Below are 26,771 nucleotides of genomic sequence, written 5' to 3' on the forward strand. Positions count from 1 at the left end.
ATGGCTACGATCCCCCTCTCGCGCTATCCGCGCATCGTTACGCTGGTCGGCGCGACCTTCGCGCTTGCCGCCTGTTCGTTCGGACCCAGCGGCGAGCCGCCCGCGATGCCCCAGCCGGCTCACTACGGCGCCGCCGCACAGCCTGCCCAGACCGTGGCCGCGCAAGGCATCGCACAGCAATTCGTGGTCGGTGCGAAACCGGTGCCCGCATGGTGGAAGCAGTATCAGTCGGACGCGTTGAATGCGCTGGTCGACGAAGGCTTGCGCAACAGCCCGACGCTTGCCGCCACCGACCGGAGTCTCGCCGCCGCGCGCGAACAGTTGCGCGCGCAGATCGGCAGTTCGATGCTGCCGACCATCGACGCGGGCGGTCAGGCGACCCGCAATCGCGCGTTGACGATTCCCGGCTTCGGGCCCAGCACGATGCTGTACGACGTCTTCGTCGGGCAACTGGAGGCGCACTATACGATCGATCTGTTCGGCGCCTCGCGGCTCGCCGACGCGGCGCTTGCGTCGCGCGTGAATGTGCAGGCGTATCAGCTGGACGCGGCGCGCCGCGCGCTGGCTGCCAACATCGTGACGGCGGCTATCACGAGCGCCGCGCTGCGTGCGCAGATCGACACGACCGAAAGGCTCGTGACGCTCGCCAACGACCAGGCGCGCGACACGCAGCGGCGTTATGCGCTGGGCGCGGTCTCGCATGCCGATCAGTTGAGCGCGCAACAAAGCGCGGCGAGTCTGTCGGCAAGCTTGCCGGGTTTGCGGCAGCAGTGGTCGACCACGCGTCATGCGCTGGCGGTGTTGCTCGGCCGGACGCCGGACGCCGCGCCCGACGATCTCGCGCTCGCCCAGTTGCAGTTGCCCCAGCAGGTACCGGTGGTGGTGCCGTCGGAACTGCTGCGCGCGCGGCCCGACATTCAGGCCGCCGACGCAGCGCTAAAGGCCGCCGCGGCCGATGTCGGCGTCGCGACGGCGCAAATGTTCCCTAGCCTGTCGCTGAGCGCGTCGATGGGACAAGGCGGATTTAGCTGGCCCGTCGCGCTTTCGGGCGCGGGCGCGATCTGGAGTCTGGGTGCTTCGCTGTCGCAGCCGCTATTCCACGGCGGCGCGCTGTTCGCGCAGCGACGCGCGGCGGTGGATACGTACGATGCAACGGTGTCGCAGTACAGGCAGACCGTGCTGGCGGCGTTCCAGAATGTCGCCGATTCGCTCGCCGCGCTCGAACACGACGCGCAGGCGCTGGATTCCGCGAACGTCGCCGCGCGCTCGGCGCAGGGGATTTTCGAGGAGACCTCGGGACGATATCGGCTGGGTGCGGTGCCGATCGCGTCGACGCGTTCCAGCGAGCAGCAGTTCCGCAATGCGCAACTCGATGAGATTCGCTATACGAGCGCAAGGTTGACGGATACGGCGGCGTTGTTTCAGGCGATGGGGAATCCGCCGGTCGAGGCGGCGGGTGGCGCTGCGACTTCGGCCAATGCGCCTGCGGCGGCGCTGGTTCCGGCGTCGGGCGTCACGGCAGTCAACTGACTAAACCTGGGATTCCATACTGACATCCGCCGAGTTATCCCCAGTTTGTGTTGATGAACCTGTTGACAACCTTCTGACAAACTCGCTAACACGTTGAACGCGTTGGGATTTGTGGGGGCGGTGCGGAATAGGACAGCGGCGTGCCGGCGGTGGACTCTGGTGCAATCCGCGCGCGGCGAGCCGGCTGACCGGCCGTCCAACACGCAGCCCCACAACTTATCCACAGATAATGTTGACAGCCCTGTTGATAACGCCTGGAGATCCCAACTAAGTACTTGAGCGCGCGACGAATCCAGCGCGAGACCCATTTGCCGACGCGGGCGCATTCGGCGGCGCCAAGGCGGCACCCAGGCAGCAGCGCAAGTCGCTGCCCCCTCACACCAACCTTCAATAAACCCCAGCCTCTCCTGCCGGCCGGTTCTTGAACCGCTTATGCACCCAGTAATACTGATCAGGAATCCGTCGAACCTGCGTCTCCAGAAACTCGGTAATCCTGCGTGCGTCGACCGCCACATCGTCTGATGGAAAGTTGCTCAGCGGTTCGAAAATCGTCAGCTTGTACCCGCGATAATCCGGCAGCACTTCCGTCACGAACGGCACGACGCGCGCATTGCCCGCCCGCGCCATCCGCGATACGGAGGTCAGCGTGCAAGCCGGCACGCCGAAAAACGGCACGAATACCGAGTCGCGCAAACCGAAGTCCATATCGGCCGCCAGCATCACCGGCTTGCCCTCGCGCAGCACGCGCAACGCGCGCCGCACGCTGTCGCTGCGCGGAATCATCTCCGTGCCGAAACGGCCTCGCTGGCGCCGCGCCATCGCATCGAGCAACAGGTTCGACATCGGCGTGTACAGCGACGCCACCGGATGCCGCGTCGAATACATCATGCAGCCCGCCTCGATGCCGACGAAATGGAAGCCGACGAAAATCGTCGGCTGCGCCTGCATGTCGGACAGATCGATCGCGCTCTCCACTTCCACGAGACGCGCGAGCGCCCGCGCATTGCCGAACCATTGCGGCCCGCGCTCCACATAACTACGAATCACATGACAGAAATGCGCGCGCGCGAGCCGTTCGCGCGCCTCGTCGCTCAGGTCCGGGAAACACAGCTTCAGATTGGTGTGAACGACGCGCCGACGGGCACTCGGAATGCGGTACAGCAAGGCGCCGATACCAGTGCCGATTCGCGCGACGACGCCATACGGCAGGAATGCGAACGCGCGCAACAGACCTGTCATCAGAAAGATGAGGATTCGACTTTTCACTCGGCGTGGACCCGGTGGATGCTAATTGGCGAACACGCCGGCCGCCACCGCCTCACGGCGCGACGAGCGAAGTGGCATGCGCGTGCGTCAAACCCTGTCCCGCGCCGCGCGTTTTTTTCCGAGGTGGACGCTTCGCCCGTGGCGAAACGTAGAGGTGCTGGCGATCGAAACCGCCAGTGATTGGGTGTCCGTTAGGACCCTGTATTAAAGCACCGCAGGCGTGATTAAAGCATACTGCGAACGCCGGGCACAAAAACTGCGCGGAGCGGCGCCGCCCGATGCCGTGAAACCCATGCCAGGCGGGCGCTGCGTTGATCTTTCAAATTTTTTCGTGCGCGACCCATCGCAGGTGGGTCGCGCTCGCTGAATGCAACCTCGAGACAATCCCCGTGGGGGACATCAAGGCTTGTTCGATTCGAACAGGTCGAGAATCTGTTTCTTCTCGTTCGACGACACGTTCGGCGGCGGCACCGCTGGCGGCGTCATGCCCGCCGGTCCGACGCCACCCACGGCGTCGCTCGCGCCCGCGGTCGGATTCGCCGAATCCAGACCGATACTGGCGACGAAGCCATTGCCCGGCGTCATGTCGGTATAGAACAGTTCGCCGTCGACCTGGGTCACGCCGTCAGGCTGTGCTGGCTCGGCTTGCGGCACGCCGCGCAGCGCGCGCTGCATGTACTCGACCCAGATCGGCAACGCGAGTTGCGCGCCGAATTCGCGGCTGCCAAGACTCTTCGGCTGGTCGTAACCCATCCACGCCACCGCCACCAGAGATTGCTGATAGCCCGCGAACCAGCCGTCTTTCGCGTCGTTGGTGGTACCCGTCTTGCCCTGCAGGTCCGAGCGATGCAGCACGTTGGTACCCGCGCCCGTGCCGGCCGTCGCCACCGAATGCAGCAGGCTGTTCATGATGTACGCGTTACGCGGTTCGAGCGTGCGCGGCGCATCGCGCCCGGCCGTCAGCGGCTGCGCTTTAGAGAGCGGCTGGCCACGCGCATCCGTCACCTCGGCGATCAGATACGGATTGATCCGGTAGCCGCCGTTCGCGAACACCGAGTACGCCCCCGCCGACTGCAACGGCGTGACGAGACCGGCGCCGAGCGCCATCGGCAGATACGGCGGGGTCTTGTCGGCGTCGAAACCGAAACGCTGCGTGACGAAGTCCTGCGCGTACTTGGTGCCGATGAACGACAGAATGCGGATCGACACCAGATTCTTCGACTTCTGCAGCGCGAGACGCATCGGCATCGGACCGTCCGGCTGGTCGTCGTCCTTCGGCTCCCACGCATCGCCGCCCGGCGTGCTCGACGGGAAGTACAGCGGCGCGTCGTTGATGATCGTGGCCGGTCCGAGGCCTTTGTCCAGCGCCGCCGAATAGATGAACGGCTTGAAGCTCGAACCCGGCTGACGCCACGCCTGGGTGACGTGATTGAACTTGTTCTTGTTGAAGTCGAAGCCGCCCACCAGCGCGCGGATCGCGCCGTCCTGCGGCGTGAGCGACACCAGCGCGCCTTCCACCTGCGGCAACTGCGTGATCTGCCAGTTGCCTTTGTCGTCGGCGAAGAGGCGCACGATCGAACCCGGCTTGATCTTCGTGGCTGCCGTGGCGCGCGCGCTCAAGCCGCCCGCGACGAAGCGCAGACCGTCGCCGCTGATTGCCACCTGCGTGCCGTCCACCAGTTGCGCTTTCACCAGCTTCGGATTCGCGTCGGTCACCACGGCGGCGATGATCTCGCCGTTGTCGGGGTGATCGGTGAGCGCGTCGTCGATCGTCTGATCGCGGTCGTCGCCTGGCGCGGGCAACGCCACGAAGCCTTCCGGTCCGCGATAGCCGTGGCGCCGCTCGTAGTCCATCACGCCTTTGCGGACCGCGTTGTAGGCAGCGTCCTGGTCGGCGGAATCGATCGTGGTGGTGACGTTCAGGCCGCGCGTGTAGGTTTCGTCCTTGTACTGCGCGTACATCATCTGCCGCACCATTTCGGCGATGTACTCGGCGTGCACGCTGTATTCGTTACCCGGATTCCTGGTGTGAATCTCTTCCTTCACCGCCTGGTCGTACTGCTCCTGGCTGATGTACTTCAGCTCGAACATGCGCCGCAGAATGTACTCCTGACGGATCTTCGCGCGCTTCGGATTGACCACCGGGTTATACGCCGACGGCGCTTTCGGCAGGCCGGCCAGCATCGCGGCTTCGGCCAGCGTGATGTCCTTCAGATCCTTGCCGAAATAAACGCGCGCCGCCGACGCAAAACCGTAAGCGCGCTCGCCCAGATAAATCTGGTTCATGTACAACTCGAGAATCTGGTCTTTGGTCAGCGCACGCTCGATCTTGTACGCGAGCAGCATTTCGTAAATCTTGCGCGTGTAGGTCTTTTCGCTCGACAGGAAGAAGTTGCGCGCCACCTGCATGGTGATCGTGCTCGCGCCCTGCGAGGCGCCGCCGTGCGCGAGGTCGGCAAAACCGGCGCGCAGAATGCCGAGAAAGTCGACGCCGCCGTGCTCGTAGAAGCGATAGTCCTCGATCGCGAGCACCGCTTTCTTCATCTGGTCGGGAATGTCCTGAAAGCGCACGATGCTGCGCCGCTCGTCGCCGAATTCGCCGATCAGCACGTGGTCGGCCGTGTAGACCCGCAGCGGTACTTTCGGACGATAGTCGGTCAACGCGTCGAGCGACGGCAACTGCGGCCCCATCACCACCAGCGCATAGCCGACGATCAGCGCGCCCACCACCGCGAGCGTGCCCATCAGGCTGGCGAGCCAGATCACGAGAGTCAGGCCGATCGAACGGCGGCCGCGCGCGTCACCCTCGGCCTCACGCGAAGCCGCATTGCGTCCTGGAGTGCGTTGGTAGGAGTCCCGGTCTTCACCAGCCGGAGAATTGGAAGAATGCGGTCGTTTGATGATTGGCATGACTGGAATAGTGGGCGCGTAACTGAACGCCTTTCTGCACACGCTCGTAGCGCGTGCATGGATCGTGATCGAGCACCATGGCTCCGGACGCACACCGCCGCGCGGCCCTGTGCCCCCGGCCAGCCGCACGGCGCCCGGGACAGTGTCCGGCGCAACGTAACAGCGCATTTTAAAGAAATCGAGACGGGCCGAAGCGAGTTTTTTTGTAAGAATTCCCTTCGCGTTCCTTGCGCGGCCGCTGCTGCCGCCCTACGCCGCCGCGCCTTGCGCTCAAGGGCGAGGTTATCAACAGAATGTGTTGAAAGGCCTGTGGACAAGCTCGCCGGAAACGCTGCAAGCCGTTGATGTCACGGGATTTTCATGTCGCGCCCGTTTCGCATCGTTGCAACTCGTCATATGATGGGTTCGGCGTGTGCGCCGAACGCGCGCTGTCTGACGCGCGGCCGAACGCACTCCCAAGCCGCCCCCGCCAACAAGTATGCGAGCCGATCATGAACAAGCCCAGCGAACGCATCGTCGTATTCGTCACGACCGCGCAGAAACGCGCGATCGCCGCCACCGCCGCGAATCTGGGGATTAGCGTCAGCGAACTGATGCGGCGCGCGGTGCTGAACTTCGGCGCCACCAGCGAACAGGTGAAGGCGGCCAGTATCGTCGACCGCTTGCGCGCCCCGCGCGCGCCGGATGCGCTCGACGCTGCGTTGCAGCGGGTCGCGCGCGGCACGCGCCACGCACGCGCGGCGTTGCCGGCGGCCTTGCAAACGCGTGGCGGCGGTGAAACCGGCGTGGCGACGGGAGGCGCTGCAACAGCGGATGCAGCGGCTACACCGGATGTAGCGAATGCAGCGGGCACGCCGTCGAACGCGCATGCCGTGCCTCGCAAACCCGCCGCGGTCGAGCCTGCTCCGTTTCTGCCTGCAGGCGTCGCGGCCGCGCTGGCCGCCGAGATCGACGAAGAAACGGTGGCCACGACCGAAGCGGTAGCACGCGTGGCCGCCGCCAAAGCCGCCGCGACTGAAGGTGCAAGCCCGCCGCAGAGCGACACGGAAGCGCAACTGCGCAGCGTGCTCAAGCGCCCACGCGTCGACAGTTCGCGCGACGACGACGATCCACGCACCGATCCGAGCACCGAAGGCGGCCGCTTCGCCTGAGGAAGCGCCTCGGCACGCAAGAGACCTCGCAAAGCGGACTTCACGACGCGGACCTCACAACGCGCGTATTCGCTGTTGATCCAACGTGATGCCGAGCGCGCCAAAAACCGCCACCTTTCGACATTGCAAGTTTGACGATTCGAACCAGCCCGCGCTGTGCGAAGTAAAGGTTTCAGCCCAGCCCAAGGCCGCCGCTTATGGGCACCGTCTTTCGCATCGCCCGGCGCATCGGGACGACCAAAATGATGCCCTGCAAATCAGCACAGATCGGCCGCAGCGCTTCACATCGCCGACACCCAATGCGCCCACCCTTTAAGGCGGATTTAAGCGAGCCTTGGTGTAATATCCGCGGGCGGCTGAATCAGCGGCCGCGTGTTCCAACCGTGATCGGCCTCACTGCGCGGCATCGATCCGTCGGCCGAACAATTTACGGCGCTGCTATTGCAATTGGCGAGCACGCCCCGAACTCCGGTCCGAACGTTGCGCAGCTTCACGCGCAGCGGCGTAAAGTGGAGTAGTTAAAAGCAGTTGGACGCGCGTTATCACTTAGCGCCGACACCATTCTCTGGAGGTTTTCATGTCGCTATTCGACAGCATTTCGCGCACGCTTAAAGGTCTCCTGAACGACGCAGCCGATTCCGTGCAAGACCCGTCGCGCGACTCGCGCCAGATCGTGCGCGAACTCGACGAAAGCATCGCCAAGGCCGAGAACTCGCTGATCGAGATTCAGGCGCAAGTGGCCACGCAGCAAAGCAAGCGCGATGTTGCCGCGGACAAGGCGAAGAAGTACGAAGACGGCGCGAAGCGCGCGCTGCAATCCGGCGACGAAGCCCTCGCGCGTGAAGCGCTCGGCGCGCAAGCCACGGCCGAAGCCGAACGCGACGCGCTGGCGAAGGAACTGACCACGCTCGAACCGTCGGTCGCGCAGCTGAAGAGCCAGATCGACGACATGCGCAGCCGTCGTAACGACCTGAACGCACGCTCGAACATTTTGCAGGCCAAGCAGCAGATCGCGCAGGCGAAAGACGTCGCGGCCACCGCCCTGGGCGGCATCGGCGGCAAGAATCTGTCGCAGGATTTCCAGAAGCTGGAAGACAAGGTCGCGCTGTCCAATGCCCGTTCCGACGCGCGCCTGAATTCCGCCGACGCATCGAGCGGCAAGGCGCTCGACGACAAGCTCGCGGATCTGAATCGCGGCCCATCCGTCGAAGATCGTCTCGAAGCATTGAAGAAGCAGATCAATACGCCGGCTCAGTAATTGCGTCAGCAGTAGCGCCGCGCGGTTGCGCATGCAACCGCCGGCGCGCCTGGTGGCCGGTCGCCGGGTTTGCGGCTGCTGGCCACCGGAAACGACTGAAGGAGACGGGCGCCACGCGCCTGGTCCGACCATGAAAAAATTTCTCGCAGGCGCATTCGCTTCCTTGCTGTTCGTATCGGCCGCGGCATTCGCGGTGCCGACGGTTCAGCAGATCGAATCCGCCATGTCGCAAGGCAACTGGCAACAGGCCGACGCCGGTCTGAGCGAAGTGCTGCAGGCGCATCCGAACAATGCCCGCGCGCGCTATCTGTACAGCCAGGTGCTGGATCGCGAAGGCCGGTATGCCGACGCGCTCGCCCAGGTGCAACAGGCCAAGACGCTCGACCCGCAAATCCGCTTCACCGACCCGACCCGTTTCGCACAGACCGAAGCGCGCATCCGCAAAGACGCGGAACGCGCCGGCGGCAACGCGGGCAACAGCACCTCACCGAACCCGTTCGCGCAGCAGAATGCGCCGGCCGTGCAGCAGCAGTCGGCGATGATGCCGCAAGCGCCGCAACGGCATGGTCCGGGCATCGGCATGTGGATCGGCATCATTCTGCTGATCGGCGCGATCGCGCTGGTGTTGCGCTGGACGCTGCGTCGCGCGCGCTCGCAGGACGATACGCGCGCCGACGACGACCGTCGCGTGCAGTTGAAGCGCGCCACCGAGATGCTCAACGCCGTGCGTTCACTCAAGCTCGACGTGAAGCTCTCCACCGTGCAAGGTCACGAAGCGCTGGAGAAAGAAGTCGAAACCACTGAAGACCAGTTGCGCGGCCTCGTCGAAACGCTGTCGAACGGCAAGAATCCGGTGCCGCCGTATCAGCTCGACGAACTCGAACAACGCATCGGCAGCCTGCGCGCACGCGCCGACGGCCGGCCCGATCCGTACGCCGCGCCCGCTGCCGCCACGCAAGCATCGCCCTACGCGCAGGAAGCCGACCGCTTCGGTAATCCGCCGCAAGCGCCCTATCCGCCGCAAGGTCCGTATCAGCAGCAGCCACAGGTCATCGTGCAGCAAGGCGGCGGCGGTTTCGGCGGCGGCATGGGCGGCCTGCTGACCGGCGTGCTGCTCGGCGAAGCGCTGAACTCCGGGCGTGAACGCGTGGTGGAGCGCGACGTGATCGTCGACGACGAAACGCGCCGGCGCGGCAACGACGGCGGCAATGGCGGCGGCCTCGACTTCGGCCAGGGCTCGAACGACTGGAACGACAACAGCGGCGGCGGCGTCGATATGGGCAGCAACGACGACTCCGGCGGCTGGAACGATACCTGAGCGGCGTAGCCTGACATCAAGCTGAACACAAGCTCAAACAGGAACGGGCTCCTTCAAACGAAGGAGCCCGTTTTTTTATAGCGGTTTGTATTCCACCTCAACCCGCTGGCGGATTTCACATTCACAGCGAAACCTGAACCGACGCCCTGCCCGGTTCATGCTGCGCCAGCAGGATCGACCCGGCAAACAATCTGACGATAAAACGCTCCGCATACGCAACCAGCGCGTCGCGGCGCGCCGCATCCGCGCCAATGTATTCCGCCGACAGATGAAACAGTTGCAGCACGATCTGCGTGCAGACTTCGTCGACGGTGTCGCGCGCAAGCGTCGGCATTAATGCCAACTGCACGACGTCGTCGGCCATTTCCGCCGAGACTTCGTGGAGGTTCGCGCGCACCGCGTCGCGCAGCGCCGGCGACGTGCCGTGATACTCGGCCAGCGCGCTCAGAAAGGCCTCGCGGTTATCCAGCGCGAACGCGAAGAACGCCACGCACGCGCGACGCGGCACGCTATGCGGCTCGTCGTGCGCGGCAAGCCAGCGCTCGCGCCGCAGCATGGGCCGCAGGCGCTGGCTCACCGACTCGACCGCCTCGCGCGCGAGGTCGTCGAGCGTGTCGAAATGGCGATAAAACGTGTTCGGATTCAGCTCCGCCTCACGCGCCAGTTCGCGCAAACCCAGACTCGCGAAGCTGCGGCCGCCCGCGGTCAGCCGCAGTGCGGCATCGATCAGCTTGCGCTTGCCGGCCGGCAATTCCTGCGCGGCGCTCAGCTCTGGGGCGGCGGCGTTCGCCGCTTCGGGGACGAGGTTCATAAGCTTTCGATCACCGCGCGCCATGCGCGTTTAATAGCGGTACTCTAAACGATCTTGACGCCATGTGTACAGTTGTCTACTCTGCGCGTTACGCTGGAGTAGACATGTGTAGACTCCCGAACCACGTTCCATGCCGGAGATCATCGTGACGCCCGCCCCTTCCACTCCTTCCGCCGCGCCGCGCATTGCCATCGTGGGCAGCGGCTTTGCCGGCATCGGCATGGCGATCCGTCTGTTGCAGATGGGGATGACATCGTTCACGGTGTACGAAGCCGCCGCCGACATTGGCGGTACGTGGCGGGACAACACCTATCCCGGCGCGGCCTGCGATGTGCCGTCGCATCTTTATTCGTTTTCGTTCGAACCGAACCCGACCTGGTCGCGCGCGTTCGGCGGCCAGGCGGAAATTCTCGACTATCTGAAGCATTGCGCGCGCAAGTACGGCGTGGATCGCTACGTGCGTTGCAACGCGCCGGTGGCCGCCGCCCGCTTCGATGCCAGCCGCCAGGTGTGGAACGTCGAAATCGACGCGCACGGCGTGCGCGAAACCATCGAGGCGGACGTGGTGATCGCCGCGAGCGGCCCGCTGTCGCGTCCGGCGATGCCGCGAATCGCCGGGCTCGATCGGTTCGAAGGCAAGCTGTTCCATTCGGCACGCTGGGACCACGCGTATCCGCTCGAAGGCAAACGCGTCGCGGTGATCGGCACCGGTGCGAGCGCGATCCAGTTCGTGCCGCGAATCCAGCCGCGCGTCGCGCAACTCGAGCTGTTCCAGCGCACCGCGCCGTGGATCATGCCGAAGCCCGACAAGCCGGTCGGCCCGCGCGCGCACTGGCTGTTCCGGCATCTGCCGTTGACCCAGCGGTTCGTGCGCAGCGCAATTTACTGGCAGCTCGAATCGCGCGCCATCGCGTTCGTCGTCAATCCGAAGCTGATGAAAATGCCGATGAAATTCGGCCTCAGCTATCTCGAACGGCGCGTACCGGACCCCACGCTGCGCGCCAAACTCACGCCGAACTACCGGCTCGGCTGCAAGCGCGTGCTGTTGTCGAGCGATTACTATCCGGCGCTCGGCAAACCGAATGTCGACGTGGTCACGACCGGTATTCGCGAAGTCGTCGCCGACGGCATCGTGACCGACGACGGCGTGCTGCATCGTGCCGACGCGATCATTTGCGGCACGGGTTTTCAGGTCAACGACGTCGGCGCGCCGTTCGACGTGACCGGTCTCGACGGCGCGGATCTCGGCGCGATGTGGCTGCGCGACGGTCCGGAAGCTTATCTCGGCGTGAGCGTCGCGGACTTCCCGAACTTCTTCATGATCGTCGGTCCGAACACCGGGCTCGGTCATAACTCGATGATCTACATGATCGAGTCGCAGGTGCAATACATCGCCGATTGTCTGCGCGAGTTGCGCCGCCGCAAGGCACGCACGATGAATTTAAAGCCGGACGTGCAGCGCGATTTCAATGCGCGCCTGCAGAAAGAAATGCAGCACTCGGTATGGGTCAGCGGCTGCCATAGCTGGTATCAGACGAAGAGCGGCAAGGTGACCGCGCTGTGGCCGGGGTTCACGTTCAGCTTTCGCAAGCGGACGCGGCGCGTGCGGCCGGGCGAATATCGCTTCGCGCGTTGAGGTATGGCCGCGAGCGGCGGCGGTGGTGGCCGTGGCGATTCGAAGCATTCGAAGCATCCAGCGCATTCGAAACAGTCGGATTAGTCGAACAACAAGGGAGACAAGCATCATGGCAAGCATCGAATCCACCTCGCCCGTTAGCGCGCCGTTGCCGCCCCGCTCGCTCGCCGCGCGTCTGGGCGTGACCAGCGTGCCGCGCGATGAATTGCGCCGCCGCTACACGCAAAGCGGCTCGCAGTTCGTCAAGCTCATGGGCGCCGATGTGCACTACATGGACGAAGGCAGCGGCGACACGATCGTGATGATTCATGGTTTCGCGTCGTCGTTGCATACGTGGAACCGCGTCGCCGATGAACTCAAGCGCGAGCATCGCGTGATTCGCCTCGATCTGCCGCCGTTCGGTGTAACGGGCCCACTGCGCTCCAGCACGGGCGAAATCGACACGATGAACCTGCCGACCTATCGGCGCTTCATCGACACGTTCATGCAGGCGCTCGGGATCGGGCGCGCGACCCTGATCGGCAACTCGCTCGGCGGGCTGATTTCGTGGGACTACGCGGCGCGCCACCGTGGCGCCGTCGACCGTCTCGTGCTGATCGACTCGGCCGGCTTTCCGATGAAGCTGCCGATTTACATCGACCTGTTCAATCACGCCCTGGTGCGACTGAGTTCGCCGTGGTGGCTGCCCGAGCCGATCATCAGAAGCGCGGTGCGCAACGTCTACGGCGATCCGCGCAAGATCGACGCGGCGACGATGCGGCGCTACGTCGAGTTCTTTCACGCCGAGGGGGCGCGCACGGCGATCGGCAAGATGGTGCCCACGCTCGACTTCAAGGAAGTGGACACGGAGATACTCAGAACGCTCGACGTGCCCACGCTGGTGCTGTGGGGCGCCAAGGACCGCTGGATTCCGCCCGCACACGCGAGCGAGTTTGCGAGCCGTATTCCGGGTGCCCAATCGGTCATGTATCCGGGACTCGGGCACATTCCGATGGAAGAAGCGCCCGAACGCGTCATGACCGATCTACGCGCGTTTCTCGGCACGCCGGGTGCGGGAGCTCCGGTTAGCGAGATCACGCGGCGGGCACCGGTCTGAGTTTCATGCCCTTCACTGTCACGTTCACCCGCCACCGAGAAAACGCAACAGCCCCCACAAGAACTTGCAGAGCATCACGATCAGTTCCCACAGGTGATAGAGCTGCTGCCAGCCCGAAACGCGCGCGAAGGCGTCGATCATGATTAACGGAGACAAAAGAATAAGGGCTGCGGACGGTGGGTGAGCGCACATCATAACGACTGCGGGATATCCCGTATCAAGTCGATTGAAAGTCGGCCGTAAACGCATCGAGGAGACGCTGTCTCCACCATGGAAGACAGCGCGATCTGTGCGCGCCACGCGCGCCATCGAGGAGACGTCAATGATGCGTTTCAACTTGCGCCGACGGGCCCGTTCACAGGGTGTCGTCGGCGATATCGCCGCGCAAGCCGGCAAACTGGGCATTGAAATCTGCGACGTGTCGGGCCACGTCGAGGAAGTCGCCGCGCGCGTGCAACGTCAGGCGCAAGTCTGCCGCGCCCTGCGCGAATCCGCAGCGCAAACGCTCGCGGGCAATCATCGCATCGCGACTGCCGCGCGCGCCATGCGCGATGTCTCGGCCGAAGCCGCGACCGGCGTGCAGGCGTCGCAGGACACGCTGGAGGCGTCGCTTGCCGATATCCATGGACTCGTCGAAGGCGTGACGGTGATCGAGAGTCAGATCGGTGCGTTGCGCAGCGCGTTGGCGCATGTGAGCCGGGTGTCGGAGGAAATCTCGCTGATCGCGCGCCAGACGCATCTGCTCGCGTTGAACGCCGCGATCGAAGCGGCGCGCGCGGGAGACTCCGGCAAGAGTTTCGCGGTGGTCGCCGCCGAAGTGAAGAACCTCTCGGCGAAAACCGCCCAGGCTACCGGGCAGATCGAAACGACGCTCGCTCAACTCACACAGCAGACCGAGCAACTGATTAGCGAGGGCTCGGTGAATACCGCGCGGGCGCATCGGGTGCGGGAAGGCACACGCAAGATCGGCGACGTCGTGCATGCAACGGGCGACGCGATTGCCCAATTGAACAACGAGGCGGGCGAGATTGCCGCGTTGACCGGTGCGATCGAAACGCAGTGCGATGGGCTCGAGGCGCAGGTGCTGGAGATGGCGAGCGGCGTCGAGGATTCGAGCGAGAACTTCGTGCAGGCCAAGAACCGGCTAGGGAATCTGCTGGGGGTGTCGGAGACGCTGATCGAGTTGACGGCCGCGACGGGCGTCGAGACGGCGGATACGCTTTTTATCGATGCCGTGCAGCAGGCCGCGGCGGCGGTGAGCAAGGCGTTCGAAGCGGCGGTGGCACGAGGTGAAGTGTCGATCGAGGATCTGTTCGATCAGCAGTACGTGCCGGTAGCCGGGAGTAACCCCGCGCAGTTCGTGACGCGGTTTACCGCGTTGACCGATCGGATATTGCCGGCTATTCAGGAGCCTTTGCTCAAGCTCGATCCGCGGGTCGCGTTTTGTGCCGCGGTCGACACGCGTGGGTATTTGCCCACGCACAATCTCAAGTTCTCCTTGGCGCAGCGGGAGGACGTTGTCTGGAATATGGCGAATTGCCGAAACCGCAGAATGTTCGACGACCGGACCGGGATTGCCGCCGCCTCTCATACCAAGCGGTTTTTATTGCAGACTTATCGGCGCGATATGGGCGGTGGAGAGTTCGTGCTGATGAAGGACGCGTCCGCGCCGATTTTTGTCGCCGGGCGGCATTGGGGCGGGCTTCGGGTGGGGTATCGGGTTTAAGGTTTCTGGCGCTGGTTCAGTTTGATTGTCCGGCGCCCTCGAACCGCCCAAAACGTCTCCTCCAAAAATCCGCCGAACACTCCTTTCAACCCATCCCTCTTTATCCCCCGCCCGCCAAAAAATAGACTCGCCTCATCCAGCCGATTCCCTGAACGAGGTCGAACACTCCCATGCCGCGCGAACAGAATCGAACGACCTCCATCGCCGTCCTCGAAGAACTGATCCGAATCCGGTGCGCCTACCCAGGACAAGGCGTCGCACCCAACGTCCACCGCGACAACGAGACACTCGCCGCCATCCAACTGCCGAAAATCCGCGCCTTCGTCGACGCAGACGAGCCGATCGAATTCGTGCTACCCGCCTTCCCGTCGAAATCTCCCAACCCGGCCAAGGTACTAGGCCGCCTCCCCGACATGGCGGAAGTACTCTCGCTATCGTTTCTCAACGCGTTCTGCCGGCGCATTCAACGCCACCACCCGCCGGGCGCGAACCTGACCATCTGCTCGGACGGCCGTGTGTTCGGCGATCTGATCCGGGTCGACGACCGCGACGTCAGCGCTTACCAGAACGCGTTGCACCACCTCATCGCCGAAACCGGCGCAGCGCATCTCAGCCTCTACAACCTGGAACATTTCACCCCGCAAGGCGACTGTACGACGAACGTCGATGCCATGCGCGAATGGCTGGTCGACGCATACGCCGATCCAGCCGAGACGCTCAGGAACAAGCTCGTCAACGATCACGCGGGCACGCTGCTGTATCGCGCCATCGCCCGCTTTTTATTCGAGGACGGACTGACGCCCGACTTCCGCGATTCCCGAACCGCTCTGCAGAAAGATTCGAAAATTCGCGCCCTCGGCGTCATTCAACGCAGTTGGGCATGGGGCGCGCTGCTCGCCGAGCGCTTCCCGCACGCGCTGCGTCTGTCGATTCACCCACAGCCGGCGACGAGTGAAAAAATCGGCATTCACCTGATGCCGACTCACGACGACTGGCTCACGCCGTGGCACGGCGTAGCAGTCGAGCGCAACGGACGGTTCACGCTGATGAAGCGCCGCGCCGCCGAGCACCTGGGCGCTCGGATCGTGACGCGGAACCGGCAGCCCAGCCACTACACCATCGAATCATCCGCCTCCCGCCCTGACACGGGCGACGCCAGGCTGTTGGCGGCGACGTGCGCAAAGGCGCGGGCGATCACCCCGGAGGCATCATGAACGACCTCTTCCTGCAACGCTCCGTCGCGCTTGAACCGTTGATCGGCGACACCGGCATGGCCTGTTCGTTCGGCATGCTGAAAGCGCGCCGCCCAAATCTTCATGTCGGCGAACTGCGCGTCGAATGGTTGCGCGCGCTCCTGCACAGCCATCAACTGGTCGTACTACGCGGCTTCGACAGTTTCGACGACGCGGCAAGCCTCACGCGTTATTGCTCGACGTTCGGCGAAATCATGAGGTGGCCATTCGGCGCCGTGCTTGAACTGGTCGAGCACCCGGAACCCCAGGACCATATCTTCGCGAGCAGCTATGTGCCCTTGCATTGGGACGGGATGTACGTGGAAAGCGTGCCGGAATACCAGGTGTTTCACTGCGTCCGCGCACCGGGTGAAAGCCAGGGCGGCCGCACCACGTTCTCCAGCACGACCGCGGCGCTGCGCATCGCGGCGCCGGGAGTTCGCGCACTCTGGCAACGGGCCGGCGGAATCTATCAGCGGGACGTGGCGCTTTACAGCGCCACCGTGGCGGCGCCGATCGTTTGCCGTCATCCGCGGCGCCCTTTCTCCGTGCTGAGGTTCTGCGAGCCGCCGGTCGACGGCGACAGCACGTTCATCAATCCGTCGAACTACGCCTTCGACGGCGTTGCCGGGAACGAGCGCGAAGTGCTGCTCACCAGTTTGCGCCACGCGCTCTACGATCCGCGCGCGCACTATGCGCATCGCTGGCAAACCGGGGACGTCGTGCTGGCCGACAACTTCACCCTGCTGCACGGACGCGAGCGCTTCGCCAGCCGCAGCGGCCGGCATCTGCGCCGGGTTCATCTCCACAGCGAGCCGCCGCTGCGCAATCCGCATCTGCCGACCCGGCCTGCTCACACGTCCGTCTGAGCCCTTCCTGCACGGAGCGCCACCATGGCGTCGACGACCGGCGACGCGTATCTCGACAGCCTGCGCGATGGCTCGCTAGGTCGCGAGCGCGCGGCTCGTCGCCTGCTTGCGAGCGGGGTCGGCGAGGTGCGTTTGCACAGCGCCGAGGAACAGCCGCTCCCGCATTGACGCGTGGCGCGTGGCGGTCCGGAACGCATAGATACCGCCCGCCGGCGTCGTCCAGGCGGGCAGCAAACGACACAGGCGTCCTTCGCGCAGATCGCGGGCGATGAGGTAATCGGGAAGGACGCTGACGCCCGCGCCGGCGAGAACCATTTGACGGGCGAGCAGGACATTCTGGACCTTGAGGCGCGCGCTGGTGGCAATACGGACCGATTGCCCGCTGCGGATGAAATGCGAATAGGCCGAATTGGCGAGATCGCCGTGCACGATCCAGTGGGTGCCGGGCACCTCGTCGGGATGCCGGATCGCGGCGTGCTGGCGCGCGTAGTCAGGCGACGCGACCAGCACCTGCTCGAAGGAGCCGAGCATTTTCATGCGAAAACCTTTCTTCCTCGGCCAGCCGGTCTCGAAGGCGAGATCGATGCGTTGTCCGATCAGATCGATGTCTTCGTCGTTGCAAACGATTTCAATATCGATATGAGGATGCCGATTGACGAACATCGCGACAACGGCACTCAGCAGGGCCGTGGAGAACGCGCTGGGCGCCGCGACGCGCAGCAGCCCGGTCGATTCGTGGCGCAGTTGCCGGATGCTGTCGACGGTCTCACGAAGTCGGGAGAAGAGTTCCTGGGTGGCGAGAAAGAGCGTGCTTCCGGCATCGGTGGGCGCGATTTTCCGGGTGCTGCGCAGGACGAGTTGGGTATCGATTTCCGCCTCGAGCCGGCTGAGGTATTCGCTTACCAGCGACTTCGAAATCCCCAGACATTCCGCGGCCGCGGTAAAGCTGCCTTTTTCGACCACGGCCACAAAAACGCGAAGGTAATTAAGATTCCTGACTCCCCCCTCGACCATCTCTCACCTCGGCGACGTCAACCCATTAAAAGACCGAAAAGACCGAACCCGGCCCCACCATGAATTGACACTCATATCGCGCGAGCGTTGCCTGCCCCGCCGCCGCCATTTGTCGCGCCCACCGCCCAACGAGGCAAAAAAAACGCAAAGCCACGCGACGGCAACCGCAACGGCGCGCGCAGCGCCGCCGGAAGAATGACTGCTGTGCCACGAAGGCGGAATGTGCGAGAACACGGATTCCAGATGCACCACTACCGTGACTGTGCGGGGGGCCCGCTTAAGAATTAGCGGTGTGAGCCGCTTTCTTTTGCCTACTTTTCTTTGCGGCAGGCAAAGAAAAGTAGGTGCCCCCCGCACAGGGGGAACGCTAGCAAACCACCACGACAACAAGGAGAGGCCAACAAAAAAAAAATGACTAAACCACCATAACCGCCTTCTTCCTCTCAGCCCGCTGCATCAGATAATTAGCAACCACCACCCCAACCGTAACAACAGCAATAAACAGCGTAGCCAACGCATTCATCTCCGGATTAAGCCCAAGCCGAACCCGGGAGAAAACGACGAGCGGCAACGTAGTCGACCCAGGCCCCGACAGGAACGCGGACAACACGAGATCGTCGATCGAGAGAGTAAACGACAGCAACCACCCGGAAACGAGCGCTTGAGAAATCAACGGCAGAGTGATGAAGAAGAACACGCGAATCGGCGTAGCCCCAAGATCGAGCGCCGCCTCTTCAAGAGAAGGATGCAACTCCTTGACGCGCGACTGCACGATGATCGCGACATAGGATATACACAGCATGACGTGCCCGATCCAGATGGTGAAGATCCCGCGCCCGGCGGGCCACCCCAACCACTTAGCCATCTCGATGAACAACAGCAGCAACGAGATCCCCTGAATGACTTCGGGAATCACCAGAGGCGCGTTAATCATGCCGGTATAGAGCGTAAACCCACGAAACCGCCCCATACGGGCCAGCACGAACCCCGCCCACGTGCCAATAACAACCGAAGCAAACGCGGTCAGCAAAGCCACCCTCAACGACAACCACGCCGCCGCGATCAGCTCATCGTCCTGCAACAAAGCCGCATACCACCGCGTGGAAAACCGCGTCCAGACAGTGACCAGTTGCGACTCATTGAACGAGTAAACAACGAGACTCACAATCGGGATATACAAAAACAGAAACCCGATCCCGAGAAACACAAACTGCAAAATCCGGTTCGGCTTCATCAGCGCCTCTCCTCCATCGCCTTCGCCTGCGCGTATTGGAAGAACGCCATCGGCACCAGCAGCAGCAACACCATCGCACACGTCACGGCAGACGCCATGGGCCAATCGGCGTTGTCGAAGAACTCATTCCACATCACCCGGCCGATCATCAGCGTGTTCGCGCCACCGAGCAGTTCCGGAATCACATACTCCCCGACCGCCGGAATGAACACCAGCAAACAGCCGGCGATAATCCCGTTTTTCGACAGCGGCAACGTAATCTGCCAGAACGCCTTCCAGGGCTTCGCGCCGAGATCGTAGGCGGCCTCGAGCAGCGTCATATCCATCTTCACCAGATGCGCGTACAAGGGCATGACGAGAAACGGCAGATACGAATACACCATCCCGATGTAGACGGCCGTATTCGTGTGATACAGCTCGATCGGCGAATGGATCAGGCCGATCGACATCAGGAAGTTATTCAGCAAGCCGTTGTTCTTCAGAATCCCGATCCACGCATACACGCGAATCAGAAACGACGTCCAGAACGGCAGCATCACGGCCATCATCAGCAGGTTACGGCTCGCCGGGTTCGATCGCGCGATGTAATACGCCATCGGATAGCCGATCAGCAGACATAGCAAGGTCGAGATCGCAGCGACCACCACCGAATTCACATAGGTCGCGAAATACAGGCTATCGGTCAGCAGAAACGCGTAATGCGACAGATCGAGCGTGATATGCACCGCGCCATCCGCGAAAGTGCTCAGCTCCGTGTAGGGCGGAATGCCGAGCTGCAGATCGGCGAAACTGATCTTCACGACCAGCAGGAACGGCACGAGGAAAAACAGCAGCAGCCAGACGAACGGTCCGGCCACCACGGCGGTGCGACCCGTCAGATTGAAACGCCGCACCGGCCAGTTGGCGAAAGAACTGAACGAGCGCTTCATGAGGTCAGCACCACACCGGCCGACGCGCTCCAGCGCACGTACACCTCGTCGCCCCACGTAGGCGTGTCGATCTCGGTCAACGCGAGACTGGTCACGTTCGCGATCACCGTTTTGCCGGCTTCGAGCTTGACGTGATAGAGCGAATAGCCGCCCATGTAAGCGATATTCGTGACGACGCCCTTGCCCCAGTTGTACGCGCCCTCGGGCGGCTTGCGCGTGAGCGCGATCCGTTCAGGGCGCACCGAGATGGTCACCGGCATGCCGAGCGGACCGGTAATGCCATGGTTCACATACAGACGGCACGGCAGCTCCGGCGTGTCGATAAACACGTGATCGGGTTCGTCTTCGACCACGTGGCCGTCGAACAGATTGGTCGAGCCGATGAACTCCGCCGAAAACCGCGTGTTCGGGTATTCGTAGACCTCATGCGGCGTGCCGAGCTGGATGATCTCGCCTTCGCTCATCACCGCGAGGCGGCTGGCCATGGTCATCGCCTCTTCCTGATCGTGCGTGACCATCATGCAGGTCACGCCGACCTTGTCGAGAATGTTGACCAGTTCGATCTGCGTGCGCTGACGGATCTGCTTGTCGAGCGCGGACATGGGCTCGTCGAGCAGCAACAGCTTCGGCCGCTTGACCAGCGATCGCGCCAGCGCCACGCGCTGTTGCTGGCCGCCCGAGAGCTGATTCGGCTTGCGCTTCGCGAAGCGGCCCATCTGCACGAGATCGAGCGCGTTCTGCACGCGGTCCTTGATCTCGGCTTTCGGCACGCCTTCCTGCTTCAACCCGAAGGCGACGTTCGCCTCCACGTTCATGTGCGGAAACAGCGCGTACGACTGAAACATCATGTTGACCGGCCGGCGGTACGGCGGCAATTGCGCGAGGTCTTCGCCGTCGATCAGGATCTTGCCCGATGTCACCGTTTCGAGCCCGGCCAGCATGCGCAGCAAGGTCGACTTGCCGCAACCCGAACTGCCGAGCAGCGCGAACAGTTCGCCCTTCTTCACCGACAGGTTGACCCCTTTGACCGCGACGGATTCGCCGAACTTCTTGACGACGTCGACGATCTGCACGAACCGGTCTGCGGCGTTGTCCGACACGGCGCTCATACTGAGGGACGGCGCGGCATTCCCCGCCGCTGCGCCCGACTGATCACTACTCATCACAATGCTTGACTCCGGCGTTTAACGTACAAAGCCCCCGGTGGACACCGAGGGCTTCATGATGATGCATTACCCGTTCACATTGACGGCGTTTTAGCGGCCGGACTTGAATTCAGTCCACAGCCGCGTTTGCAGGCGCTGGATTTCCGGCGGCAGCGGCTTCAGCAGGAACAGGGTCTTGATGACTTCCGGCGACGGATAGACAGCCGGGTCGTTCGCCACGTCCTTATCCACGTACTTGCGCGCTTCGAGGTTGGCGCTCGGGTAGTAGACGGCGTTGGTGATCGCAGCGTGCACCTGCGGCGTTTCGATGTAATTGATCCACTCGAGCGCGGCTTCCTTGTTCTTCGCGTCTTTCGGAATCGCCATCACGTCGAACCAGACCGGCGCGCCGCCCTTGGGAATGTAGTACTCGACCTTGAACGGCTTCTTCGCGTCGACCGCGCGATGCTTGGCGATCACGACGTCGCCCGACCAGCCGTACGCAAAGCACACGTCGCCGCCGACCAGGTCGTTGATATAGCCCGACGAATTGAACTGCGTGATGTACGGGCGGATCTTCTTCATCATCTCGAGCGCGGCGCGATAGTCGGCCGGGTTCGTGCTCATCGGATCTTTACCGATGTAGTGCAGCGCGGCGGCGAACATCTGGTCCGGCGCGTCGAGCACGGACACGCCGCAAGCCTTCAGCTTCGAGATGTTTTCGGGTTTGAAGAGCACGTCCCAGCTATCCAGCGGCACGTTCTTGCCGAGAATCTGCTGTGCCTTGGTGACGTTGTAGCCGAGGCCGGTCGTGCCGTACGCCCAGGGTACCGTGTACTTGTTGCCTGGATCCGCGCCGGCCACCAGCGCCATCAGCGACGGGTCGAGGTATTTGAGGTTCGGCAGTTTCGATTTGTCGAGCGGGGCGAAGATGCCCGCGGCGATCTGCTTGCCGGCGTAATTGCTAGTCGGCACGACGATGTCGTAGCCGGAATTGCCGGTCAGCAACTTGGCTTGCAACGTGTCGTCGCTGTCGTAGTTGTCGTACTTGACCTGAACGCCGGTCTGCTTGCTGAAGTTCGGAATGGTGTCCTTGGCGATGTAATCGGACCAGTTATACACGTTCAACTGCGTATCTTTCGCAGCGGCCGTCAACCACGGCGTTGCGCACAAGACCAGCGCCGCCACCTGCCCCACTACCCGTCTTTTCATTCCGTTCTCCGATCCTGACCGGCCTGAAGCCGGCCGTCATCTCTCACGCCGCGGCACCGCGCGCACGGCTCCCCTGAAAAACCCGAAAACTACCATTAATTATTGCGCGCTCCAAAAAAAATCCCGGGCTGTCGCGCAAACGGTACAGCGCAAGCCGTACCGGTGGAAAATTGGCCGCAATTTTAGCGGGTTATGCGCGCCTGTCTACCCGAAAAAAACACGGCCGTCCGGGCGCTGTCAGCTAGTTGTCAACCGCGCGCATCCGGCCTACGCCGGCGCCGGTTCGGCAGCGGCGAAGCACGGCCGACCAGCGCGAATCCTATGCTGTTCGGCTAACGTTGGGGCCGGCGTCAGCCACGGCGCGTATGACGGTGCACAATAGCTCAAAGAGCGACGAAGAACAGCCCAGCGCACATCGTGCCGCGTGCGCTGCGCCAGGCTGGCGTCGCGTGCCGCGCGTGAATGGGCACGTGGCTTGCACGGGCTGCAGTCTTGAACCTCGGGTATCGATGAACACCAATCCGTCCGCCTTGCGTCCGAACCGCCGCCAGCGTCTGCCGGGCGATGGGCCGGTGCGTCGCGCTCACTGGTTCTCGCTCGTCGGCGCGGGCGCGCTGATCGCGGTCGGCTATATCGATCCGGGTAACTGGGCCACCGCGCTGGGCGCCGGCGCGGCCTACGGCTATCGACTGCTCGGTATCGTGCTGCTTGCCAGCCTGATCGGCATGCTGATGCAATGGCTGTCGTCGCGGCTCGGCGTGGTGACCGGGCGCGATCTGGCGCAAATCTGCCGCGAACGTTCGAGCCCGCGCGGCACGCTGTTGCTCTGGCTGACCAGCGAAATCGCGATCATCGCCTGCGACGTTGCCGAGGTGGTGGGCAGCGCCGTGGCATTGCAACTGCTGCTCGGGGTCTCGCTGACCGTCGGCGTGCTGATGTCGGCGGTCTGCACGTTCGCGTTGCTGGCGCTTCAGCGCAAACGCGGCCGCCAACTCGAAGCGGTGATCGCCGCGCTGATCGGCTTCGTCGGGCTGTGCTTCGTGGTCGAGTTGGCGCTTGCGCGGCCCGACTGGCATGCCGCGTTGGCCGGCACCGCGCCGAGCCTCGAACTGCTGCGCAATGCCGGCATGGTATGGCTCGCGGCGGGCATCGTCGGGGCGACGGTGATGCCGCATAACCTTTATCTGCACTCGGCGCTCGTCAAGCACCACGCAGCCGACCGCAGCGACGCACAGATCAAGGCGGCGCTGCACGTCGTCAATCTCGACACTTTCGGCGCGCTGAGCTTCGCGTTCGTGATCAACGCGGCGTTGCTGATCGTGGCGGCCGCCGTGTTCTATTCGAGCGGCCATCGCGACGTGACCGACCTCGCCGATGCCCACCGGCTGATCGCGCCGCTCGTCGGCACGCACTGGGCCAGCATCCTGTTCGCGGCGGCGCTGCTCGCATGCGGGTTGAGCGCCACCGTCACCGGCACGCTGGCGGGTCAGACGGTCATGGAAGGGTTCCTGCAGATCCGCCTGCCGCGCTGGAAGCGCGCGTTGCTGACCCGCGCACTCGCGATCGGGCCAGCGCTGGTGGCCGTGGGTCTGTTCGGCCAGCATGGCTCGAACCAGTTGCTGGTGGCAAGCCAGGTGGTGTTGAGCCTGCAATTGCCGCTCGCGGTGGTGCCGCTGATCCGCTACACCTCCGATGAAGCACTCATGCGCGGCTGGCGCGTGCGCGGCACGCGGCTTGCGTTGGCGTGGCTGTCCGCCGCCTTTATCGTGGTGCTCAACGTCGCGTTGCTGTGGCAGTTGGCGCTGGGCGGATAACGCTGCTTTGTCGCAGGTTGTCGTATCTACCTGGCAATGAAGTGATTTTGTAAGTATTCTCGTATGAGTGGTTGTGACCGGTGTAGCGGCCCAGCGCGGCGCTGCGCCGGTTATGCATTCTGTTTCGACGCGGCTGCCGGGTTTCTACGGCAGCCGTTTTTGTATCGCCGGCGTCCCGCGACGTGCCGTTTCCCCAAGAACAATCCCAATCGCCCATGCGCTTTAACGCCACCCTGCTGTTCCAGCTGTTCCTGCTGATCGCGAGCGCCGCCTGCTGGTCCGGCAACGCCCACGCCACGGTCGCGATGCTGCAACCGGCCCGTGTGGCCGCGGCCAACGAGCCGCTGCAGATCACCCTGCTCTACTCCGCCGACGACGCGAAACCGCTCACCGTCACCGTTCCCCCGACGCTGCACGTCACCTTGGGCGCGGCCGAACAGTCGCCCCAGCCGCTCGATCTGCAGCGCGAGCCGGGCGTGCCCGACACGCTGCATCTGCAGCCCGGCCAGTTCCGCAAGGTGCGCTTCTCCGCACCGTGGCCGCAGTACGCGCGCGGCGAGGTGCGGATCGATCCGGTGGGTTTCGATGCGTCGCCGGCGCTCGTGGCCATCAATCGCGGGCCGCAGCAGGACGCGATCGCCCAGGCGGAGCGCTCGGAAAGCCAGGCCAGCACCCCGGCGCAGGCCGCCGCGACCGCCGCGCGGGTCGACGGCCCGACGGGCGACGCCATGTCGCCGCCGGGCGACTCGCTGGCCACCACCGGACGCGGCATACTCTCGCACGTGTCCTACTACGAGCCGATGTACTTTGCCGCCGGCCATAACGGCGACACCAACGCGCGGTTGCAGCTGAGCTTCAAGTATCGCCTCCGCATCCCCGACGACCTGCGCTCGAAGGCCTTCACCGACAACCTGTACTTCGCCTACACGCAGACCTCGATCTGGGACCTGTCGGCCGATTCGCGGCCGTTCCGCGACACGACCTATTCGCCGCAACTGTTCTACTACGTGCCGGACACCGGTTGGCGCAGCGCGTGGTTCACCCGCATGGGGTTCGCGGCGGGCTTCGCGCATGAGTCGAACGGCAAGGCCGGCGCCGACTCGCGCAGTATCAACCTGCCGTTCATCCGGCCGACGTGGGAATTCGGCGATCTGACGGCCAATCATCTGACGGTGTCGCCGCGCTTCTACTACTACCTCGGCACCAGCAACAACCCCGATATCGCCGACTACCGCGGCTACGTCGACCTGCTGATCAAATACGGCAGCCCTGACGGCTGGCAACTGGCCACCACGCTGCGCAAAGGCACCAAACACTGGTACGGCAGCGTCGATTCGCAACTCACCTATCCGCTCGCGAAACTGCTGGGCAGCGCGTGGGGCGGCTATCTGTGGGTGGGGTATTTCAATGGCTACGGCGAGGATTTGCTGGACTACAACAATCGCCAGCACTGGATGGCGCGGATCGGCTACAGCATTGCGCGTTGAGGTGCGGCGGCGCCGTGGTGCGGCGTGGCATGGCACTGCGGGCCTGCGGATGCTGCCAACCGCACATGAACTGCGGCCACGCGGGCCGCTCTCCGGTGAGCCGCGGGCCGCGCATCGGTTAACATAGCGGCACTTTGCTTTTCCGCTCAAGGTTTCCGATGGCTTCGAATCTCCATGCTATTCCCGACAGCCCTTGCATCGGCGTCTGTTCCACGCTCTTCGACGACGTCTGCAAAGGCTGCGGCCGTACCGCCACCGAGGTTTCCAACTGGGTGTTCCTGAGCGACGAGGAAAAACGGGCGGTGTGGGTGCGCATCGAGCAGGAAGGGACCGCCATGCGATTCAGGAACGACAAGCTGTAGGCTGTCGCGTCGGCGTGGCGGCAACGCAACCGTCACGCGTTCGCGGCGAAAATCCGCGGCAAGATCTGAAGCGCATCAGAAGCGCATCCCGACACCCAGCCCCACCACCACCGGATCGATATTCAGGCGCCCGAGCGCCTGACCGCCGAGCGAGGCGTCCGTGTGCATCCAGATCTTCTTGATGTCCGCATTGACGAACAGCGACTTCGTCACCTGCACGTCCACGCCGGCCTGCAAGGCCGGCCCGAAACTGTGATTGCTGACCGAAATCGGCGCCGCGCCGGCATGCAGGCCGTCGTTATAGAACAGCGTGTAGTTGATACCCGCGCCGACATACGGCCGGATCTTGCCCGCATGGTTAAAGTGATATTGCAGCAGCAGCGTGGGCGGCAATACGTTCACACCGCCCAGGTTGCCGAGGCTCGACGTCAATTGATGCCGCGAGGTACCGAGAATCAGCTCGACGCCCAGGTAGTCGCGGATCATGTAGGTGAAGTCCAGTTCCGGCACGATCGCGTTGTTGACGCCCACGTCGAGCGCCTTCAGCGACTGGTTCGTGCCCACGTTCGGCATGATGCTGATGGCGCGCAGACGCACCAGCACGTCGCCGGCGTGAATGCCGCTCATCTCGTCGTCGCCGGCGGCATGCGCTTGCGTGGCCATGACGCTTGCGCCGAGCAGGCTCGCCGCGATCGCGACGGCCCGGATTCTGTTTTTTTGTGAGAGCTTCATCTGCTTCCCCGAATGTTGTTTGCGTGCGGGAATTGTCGA

22 protein-coding genes are annotated in these 26,771 nt (G+C 63.6%); 12 read left to right on the forward strand and 10 right to left on the reverse strand.

Annotated elements, in window-relative coordinates; all coding sequences use genetic code 11:
• Positions 1-1,530, forward strand: a complete 1,530-nt coding sequence (locus tag BX591_RS01125) for an efflux transporter outer membrane subunit (RefSeq protein WP_111928917.1) — start codon at positions 1-3, stop codon at positions 1,528-1,530.
• Positions 1,531-1,917: 387 nt separating this feature from the next.
• Here the strand turns inward: BX591_RS01125 and BX591_RS01130 are convergent, their stop codons facing one another.
• On the reverse strand, positions 1,918-2,796 hold the full coding sequence (locus tag BX591_RS01130) for a lipid A biosynthesis lauroyl acyltransferase (protein WP_111928918.1): 879 nt from the start codon (positions 2,794-2,796) through the stop codon (positions 1,918-1,920).
• Positions 2,797-3,195: 399 nt separating this feature from the next.
• The gene (locus BX591_RS01135) at positions 3,196-5,706 is read right to left on the reverse strand and encodes a penicillin-binding protein 1A (RefSeq protein WP_111928919.1); all 2,511 of its coding nucleotides are present in this window, start codon (positions 5,704-5,706) and stop codon (positions 3,196-3,198) included.
• 491 nt (positions 5,707-6,197) lie between these two features.
• On the opposite strand from BX591_RS01135, the gene BX591_RS01140 reads away from it, so the two are divergent.
• The 3 genes from BX591_RS01140 to BX591_RS01150 all read left to right on the forward strand — a co-directional run bounded on the left by BX591_RS01140 (position 6,198) and on the right by BX591_RS01150 (position 9,433).
• The gene (locus tag BX591_RS01140) at positions 6,198-6,857 is read left to right on the forward strand and encodes a hypothetical protein (RefSeq protein ID WP_111928920.1); all 660 of its coding nucleotides are present in this window, start codon (positions 6,198-6,200) and stop codon (positions 6,855-6,857) included.
• 577 nt (positions 6,858-7,434) lie between these two features.
• Positions 7,435-8,115 (forward strand): PspA/IM30 family protein, encoded by a 681-nt coding sequence (locus tag BX591_RS01145; protein WP_111928921.1) that lies wholly within the window; start codon positions 7,435-7,437, stop codon positions 8,113-8,115.
• 130 nt (positions 8,116-8,245) lie between these two features.
• The gene (locus tag BX591_RS01150; RefSeq protein WP_111928922.1) at positions 8,246-9,433 is read left to right on the forward strand and encodes a tetratricopeptide repeat protein; all 1,188 of its coding nucleotides are present in this window, start codon (positions 8,246-8,248) and stop codon (positions 9,431-9,433) included.
• A gap of 121 nt (positions 9,434-9,554) precedes the next feature.
• Here BX591_RS01150 and BX591_RS01155 read toward each other — a convergent pair whose 3' ends face one another.
• Complete coding sequence (locus BX591_RS01155; protein WP_176343041.1) at positions 9,555-10,244, reverse strand: TetR family transcriptional regulator; 690 nt, start codon at positions 10,242-10,244, stop codon at positions 9,555-9,557.
• 130 nt (positions 10,245-10,374) lie between these two features.
• Here BX591_RS01155 and BX591_RS01160 point away from each other — a divergent pair, with 130 nt between their 5' ends.
• Positions 10,375-11,880 (forward strand): flavin-containing monooxygenase, encoded by a 1,506-nt coding sequence (locus tag BX591_RS01160; RefSeq protein ID WP_176343040.1) that lies wholly within the window; start codon positions 10,375-10,377, stop codon positions 11,878-11,880.
• A gap of 109 nt (positions 11,881-11,989) precedes the next feature.
• Positions 11,990-12,976 carry an alpha/beta fold hydrolase gene (locus BX591_RS01165; RefSeq protein ID WP_111928923.1) on the forward strand — a complete coding sequence of 329 codons (987 nt, stop codon included), beginning with the start codon at positions 11,990-11,992 and terminating at the stop codon, positions 12,974-12,976.
• Positions 12,977-13,000: 24 nt separating this feature from the next.
• Here the strand turns inward: BX591_RS01165 and BX591_RS35960 are convergent, their stop codons facing one another.
• Entirely contained in the window at positions 13,001-13,312 is a 312-nt protein-coding gene (locus tag BX591_RS35960) for a hypothetical protein (RefSeq protein WP_146749712.1), read from the reverse strand.
• Here BX591_RS35960 and BX591_RS01170 point away from each other — a divergent pair.
• The 3 genes from BX591_RS01170 (at position 13,299) to BX591_RS01180 (ending at position 16,803) form a co-directional block, all read left to right on the forward strand.
• Positions 13,299-14,702 carry a methyl-accepting chemotaxis protein gene (locus BX591_RS01170; protein WP_111928924.1) on the forward strand — a complete coding sequence of 468 codons (1,404 nt, stop codon included), beginning with the start codon at positions 13,299-13,301 and terminating at the stop codon, positions 14,700-14,702. The two genes, BX591_RS35960 and BX591_RS01170, sit on opposite strands and share 14 nt — an antisense overlap.
• A 170-nt stretch (positions 14,703-14,872) precedes the next feature.
• Positions 14,873-15,916 carry an L-tyrosine/L-tryptophan isonitrile synthase family protein gene (locus BX591_RS01175; protein ID WP_111928925.1) on the forward strand — a complete coding sequence of 348 codons (1,044 nt, stop codon included), beginning with the start codon at positions 14,873-14,875 and terminating at the stop codon, positions 15,914-15,916.
• Positions 15,913-16,803: a TauD/TfdA dioxygenase family protein gene (locus BX591_RS01180; protein ID WP_111928926.1), complete on the forward strand. Its 891-nt coding sequence runs from the start codon at positions 15,913-15,915 to the stop codon at positions 16,801-16,803. The genes BX591_RS01175 and BX591_RS01180 overlap by 4 nt, the downstream gene beginning before the upstream one ends.
• A 75-nt stretch (positions 16,804-16,878) precedes the next feature.
• On the opposite strand, the gene BX591_RS01185 is transcribed toward BX591_RS01180, so the two are convergent.
• The 5 genes from BX591_RS01185 to BX591_RS01205 all read right to left on the reverse strand — a co-directional run bounded on the left by BX591_RS01185 (position 16,879) and on the right by BX591_RS01205 (position 22,337).
• Positions 16,879-17,817, reverse strand: a complete 939-nt coding sequence (locus tag BX591_RS01185) for a LysR family transcriptional regulator (RefSeq protein ID WP_111928927.1) — start codon at positions 17,815-17,817, stop codon at positions 16,879-16,881.
• Between the two features lie 415 nt (positions 17,818-18,232).
• Positions 18,233-19,051, reverse strand: coding sequence for an ABC transporter permease subunit (locus BX591_RS01190; RefSeq protein ID WP_111928928.1), 819 nt, complete (start codon positions 19,049-19,051; stop codon positions 18,233-18,235).
• A complete protein-coding gene (locus tag BX591_RS01195) occupies positions 19,051-19,980 on the reverse strand; it encodes an ABC transporter permease subunit (RefSeq protein ID WP_111928929.1) in 930 nt (309 codons plus the stop codon). The genes BX591_RS01190 and BX591_RS01195 overlap by 1 nt, the downstream gene beginning before the upstream one ends.
• On the reverse strand, positions 19,977-21,143 hold the full coding sequence (locus tag BX591_RS01200; RefSeq protein WP_167444483.1) for an ABC transporter ATP-binding protein: 1,167 nt from the start codon (positions 21,141-21,143) through the stop codon (positions 19,977-19,979). The genes BX591_RS01195 and BX591_RS01200 overlap by 4 nt, the downstream gene beginning before the upstream one ends.
• A 93-nt stretch (positions 21,144-21,236) precedes the next feature.
• A complete protein-coding gene (locus BX591_RS01205; RefSeq protein ID WP_111928931.1) occupies positions 21,237-22,337 on the reverse strand; it encodes a polyamine ABC transporter substrate-binding protein in 1,101 nt (366 codons plus the stop codon).
• A gap of 509 nt (positions 22,338-22,846) precedes the next feature.
• Between BX591_RS01205 and BX591_RS01210 the strand changes: the two genes are divergently transcribed.
• The 3 genes from BX591_RS01210 to BX591_RS01220 all read left to right on the forward strand — a co-directional run bounded on the left by BX591_RS01210 (position 22,847) and on the right by BX591_RS01220 (position 26,000).
• The gene (locus BX591_RS01210; protein WP_111928932.1) at positions 22,847-24,151 is read left to right on the forward strand and encodes an Nramp family divalent metal transporter; all 1,305 of its coding nucleotides are present in this window, start codon (positions 22,847-22,849) and stop codon (positions 24,149-24,151) included.
• A 215-nt stretch (positions 24,152-24,366) separates the two neighbouring features.
• The gene (locus BX591_RS01215; protein WP_111928933.1) at positions 24,367-25,638 is read left to right on the forward strand and encodes a phospholipase A; all 1,272 of its coding nucleotides are present in this window, start codon (positions 24,367-24,369) and stop codon (positions 25,636-25,638) included.
• 158 nt (positions 25,639-25,796) lie between these two features.
• Entirely contained in the window at positions 25,797-26,000 is a 204-nt protein-coding gene (locus tag BX591_RS01220) for a DUF1289 domain-containing protein (RefSeq protein WP_111928934.1), read from the forward strand.
• Positions 26,001-26,075: 75 nt separating this feature from the next.
• Here the strand turns inward: BX591_RS01220 and BX591_RS01225 are convergent, their stop codons facing one another.
• Positions 26,076-26,732, reverse strand: a complete 657-nt coding sequence (locus tag BX591_RS01225; protein ID WP_111928935.1) for an OmpW/AlkL family protein — start codon at positions 26,730-26,732, stop codon at positions 26,076-26,078.
• Positions 26,733-26,771: the final 39 nt, after the last annotated feature.

Origin of the sequence: Paraburkholderia bryophila (assembly GCF_003269035.1) — a bacterium.
Taxonomy (GTDB): Bacteria; Pseudomonadota; Gammaproteobacteria; order Burkholderiales; family Burkholderiaceae; genus Paraburkholderia; species Paraburkholderia bryophila.

Excerpts from the sequence above, each read along its gene's own strand:
- BX591_RS01125 (WP_111928917.1), top strand. The coding sequence starts at position 1 with ATGGCTACGATCCCCCTCTCGCGCTATCCGCGCATCGTTACGCTGGTC.
- BX591_RS01135 (WP_111928919.1), bottom strand. The coding sequence starts at position 5,706 with ATGCCAATCATCAAACGACCGCATTCTTCCAATTCTCCGGCTGGTGAA.
- BX591_RS01140 (WP_111928920.1), top strand. The coding sequence starts at position 6,198 with ATGAACAAGCCCAGCGAACGCATCGTCGTATTCGTCACGACCGCGCAG.
- BX591_RS01145 (WP_111928921.1), top strand. The coding sequence starts at position 7,435 with ATGTCGCTATTCGACAGCATTTCGCGCACGCTTAAAGGTCTCCTGAAC.
- BX591_RS01150 (WP_111928922.1), top strand. The coding sequence starts at position 8,246 with ATGAAAAAATTTCTCGCAGGCGCATTCGCTTCCTTGCTGTTCGTATCG.
- BX591_RS01155 (WP_176343041.1), bottom strand. The coding sequence starts at position 10,244 with ATGAACCTCGTCCCCGAAGCGGCGAACGCCGCCGCCCCAGAGCTGAGC.
- BX591_RS01160 (WP_176343040.1), top strand. The coding sequence starts at position 10,375 with ATGCCGGAGATCATCGTGACGCCCGCCCCTTCCACTCCTTCCGCCGCG.
- BX591_RS01165 (WP_111928923.1), top strand. The coding sequence starts at position 11,990 with ATGGCAAGCATCGAATCCACCTCGCCCGTTAGCGCGCCGTTGCCGCCC.
- BX591_RS01170 (WP_111928924.1), top strand. The coding sequence starts at position 13,299 with ATGATGCGTTTCAACTTGCGCCGACGGGCCCGTTCACAGGGTGTCGTC.
- BX591_RS01175 (WP_111928925.1), top strand. The coding sequence starts at position 14,873 with ATGCCGCGCGAACAGAATCGAACGACCTCCATCGCCGTCCTCGAAGAA.
- BX591_RS01180 (WP_111928926.1), top strand. The coding sequence starts at position 15,913 with ATGAACGACCTCTTCCTGCAACGCTCCGTCGCGCTTGAACCGTTGATC.
- BX591_RS01185 (WP_111928927.1), bottom strand. The coding sequence starts at position 17,817 with ATGGTCGAGGGGGGAGTCAGGAATCTTAATTACCTTCGCGTTTTTGTG.
- BX591_RS01190 (WP_111928928.1), bottom strand. The coding sequence starts at position 19,051 with ATGAAGCCGAACCGGATTTTGCAGTTTGTGTTTCTCGGGATCGGGTTT.
- BX591_RS01195 (WP_111928929.1), bottom strand. The coding sequence starts at position 19,980 with ATGAAGCGCTCGTTCAGTTCTTTCGCCAACTGGCCGGTGCGGCGTTTC.
- BX591_RS01200 (WP_167444483.1), bottom strand. The coding sequence starts at position 21,143 with ATGAGTAGTGATCAGTCGGGCGCAGCGGCGGGGAATGCCGCGCCGTCC.
- BX591_RS01205 (WP_111928931.1), bottom strand. The coding sequence starts at position 22,337 with ATGAAAAGACGGGTAGTGGGGCAGGTGGCGGCGCTGGTCTTGTGCGCA.
- BX591_RS01210 (WP_111928932.1), top strand. The coding sequence starts at position 22,847 with ATGAACACCAATCCGTCCGCCTTGCGTCCGAACCGCCGCCAGCGTCTG.
- BX591_RS01215 (WP_111928933.1), top strand. The coding sequence starts at position 24,367 with ATGCGCTTTAACGCCACCCTGCTGTTCCAGCTGTTCCTGCTGATCGCG.
- BX591_RS01220 (WP_111928934.1), top strand. The coding sequence starts at position 25,797 with ATGGCTTCGAATCTCCATGCTATTCCCGACAGCCCTTGCATCGGCGTC.
- BX591_RS01225 (WP_111928935.1), bottom strand. The coding sequence starts at position 26,732 with ATGAAGCTCTCACAAAAAAACAGAATCCGGGCCGTCGCGATCGCGGCG.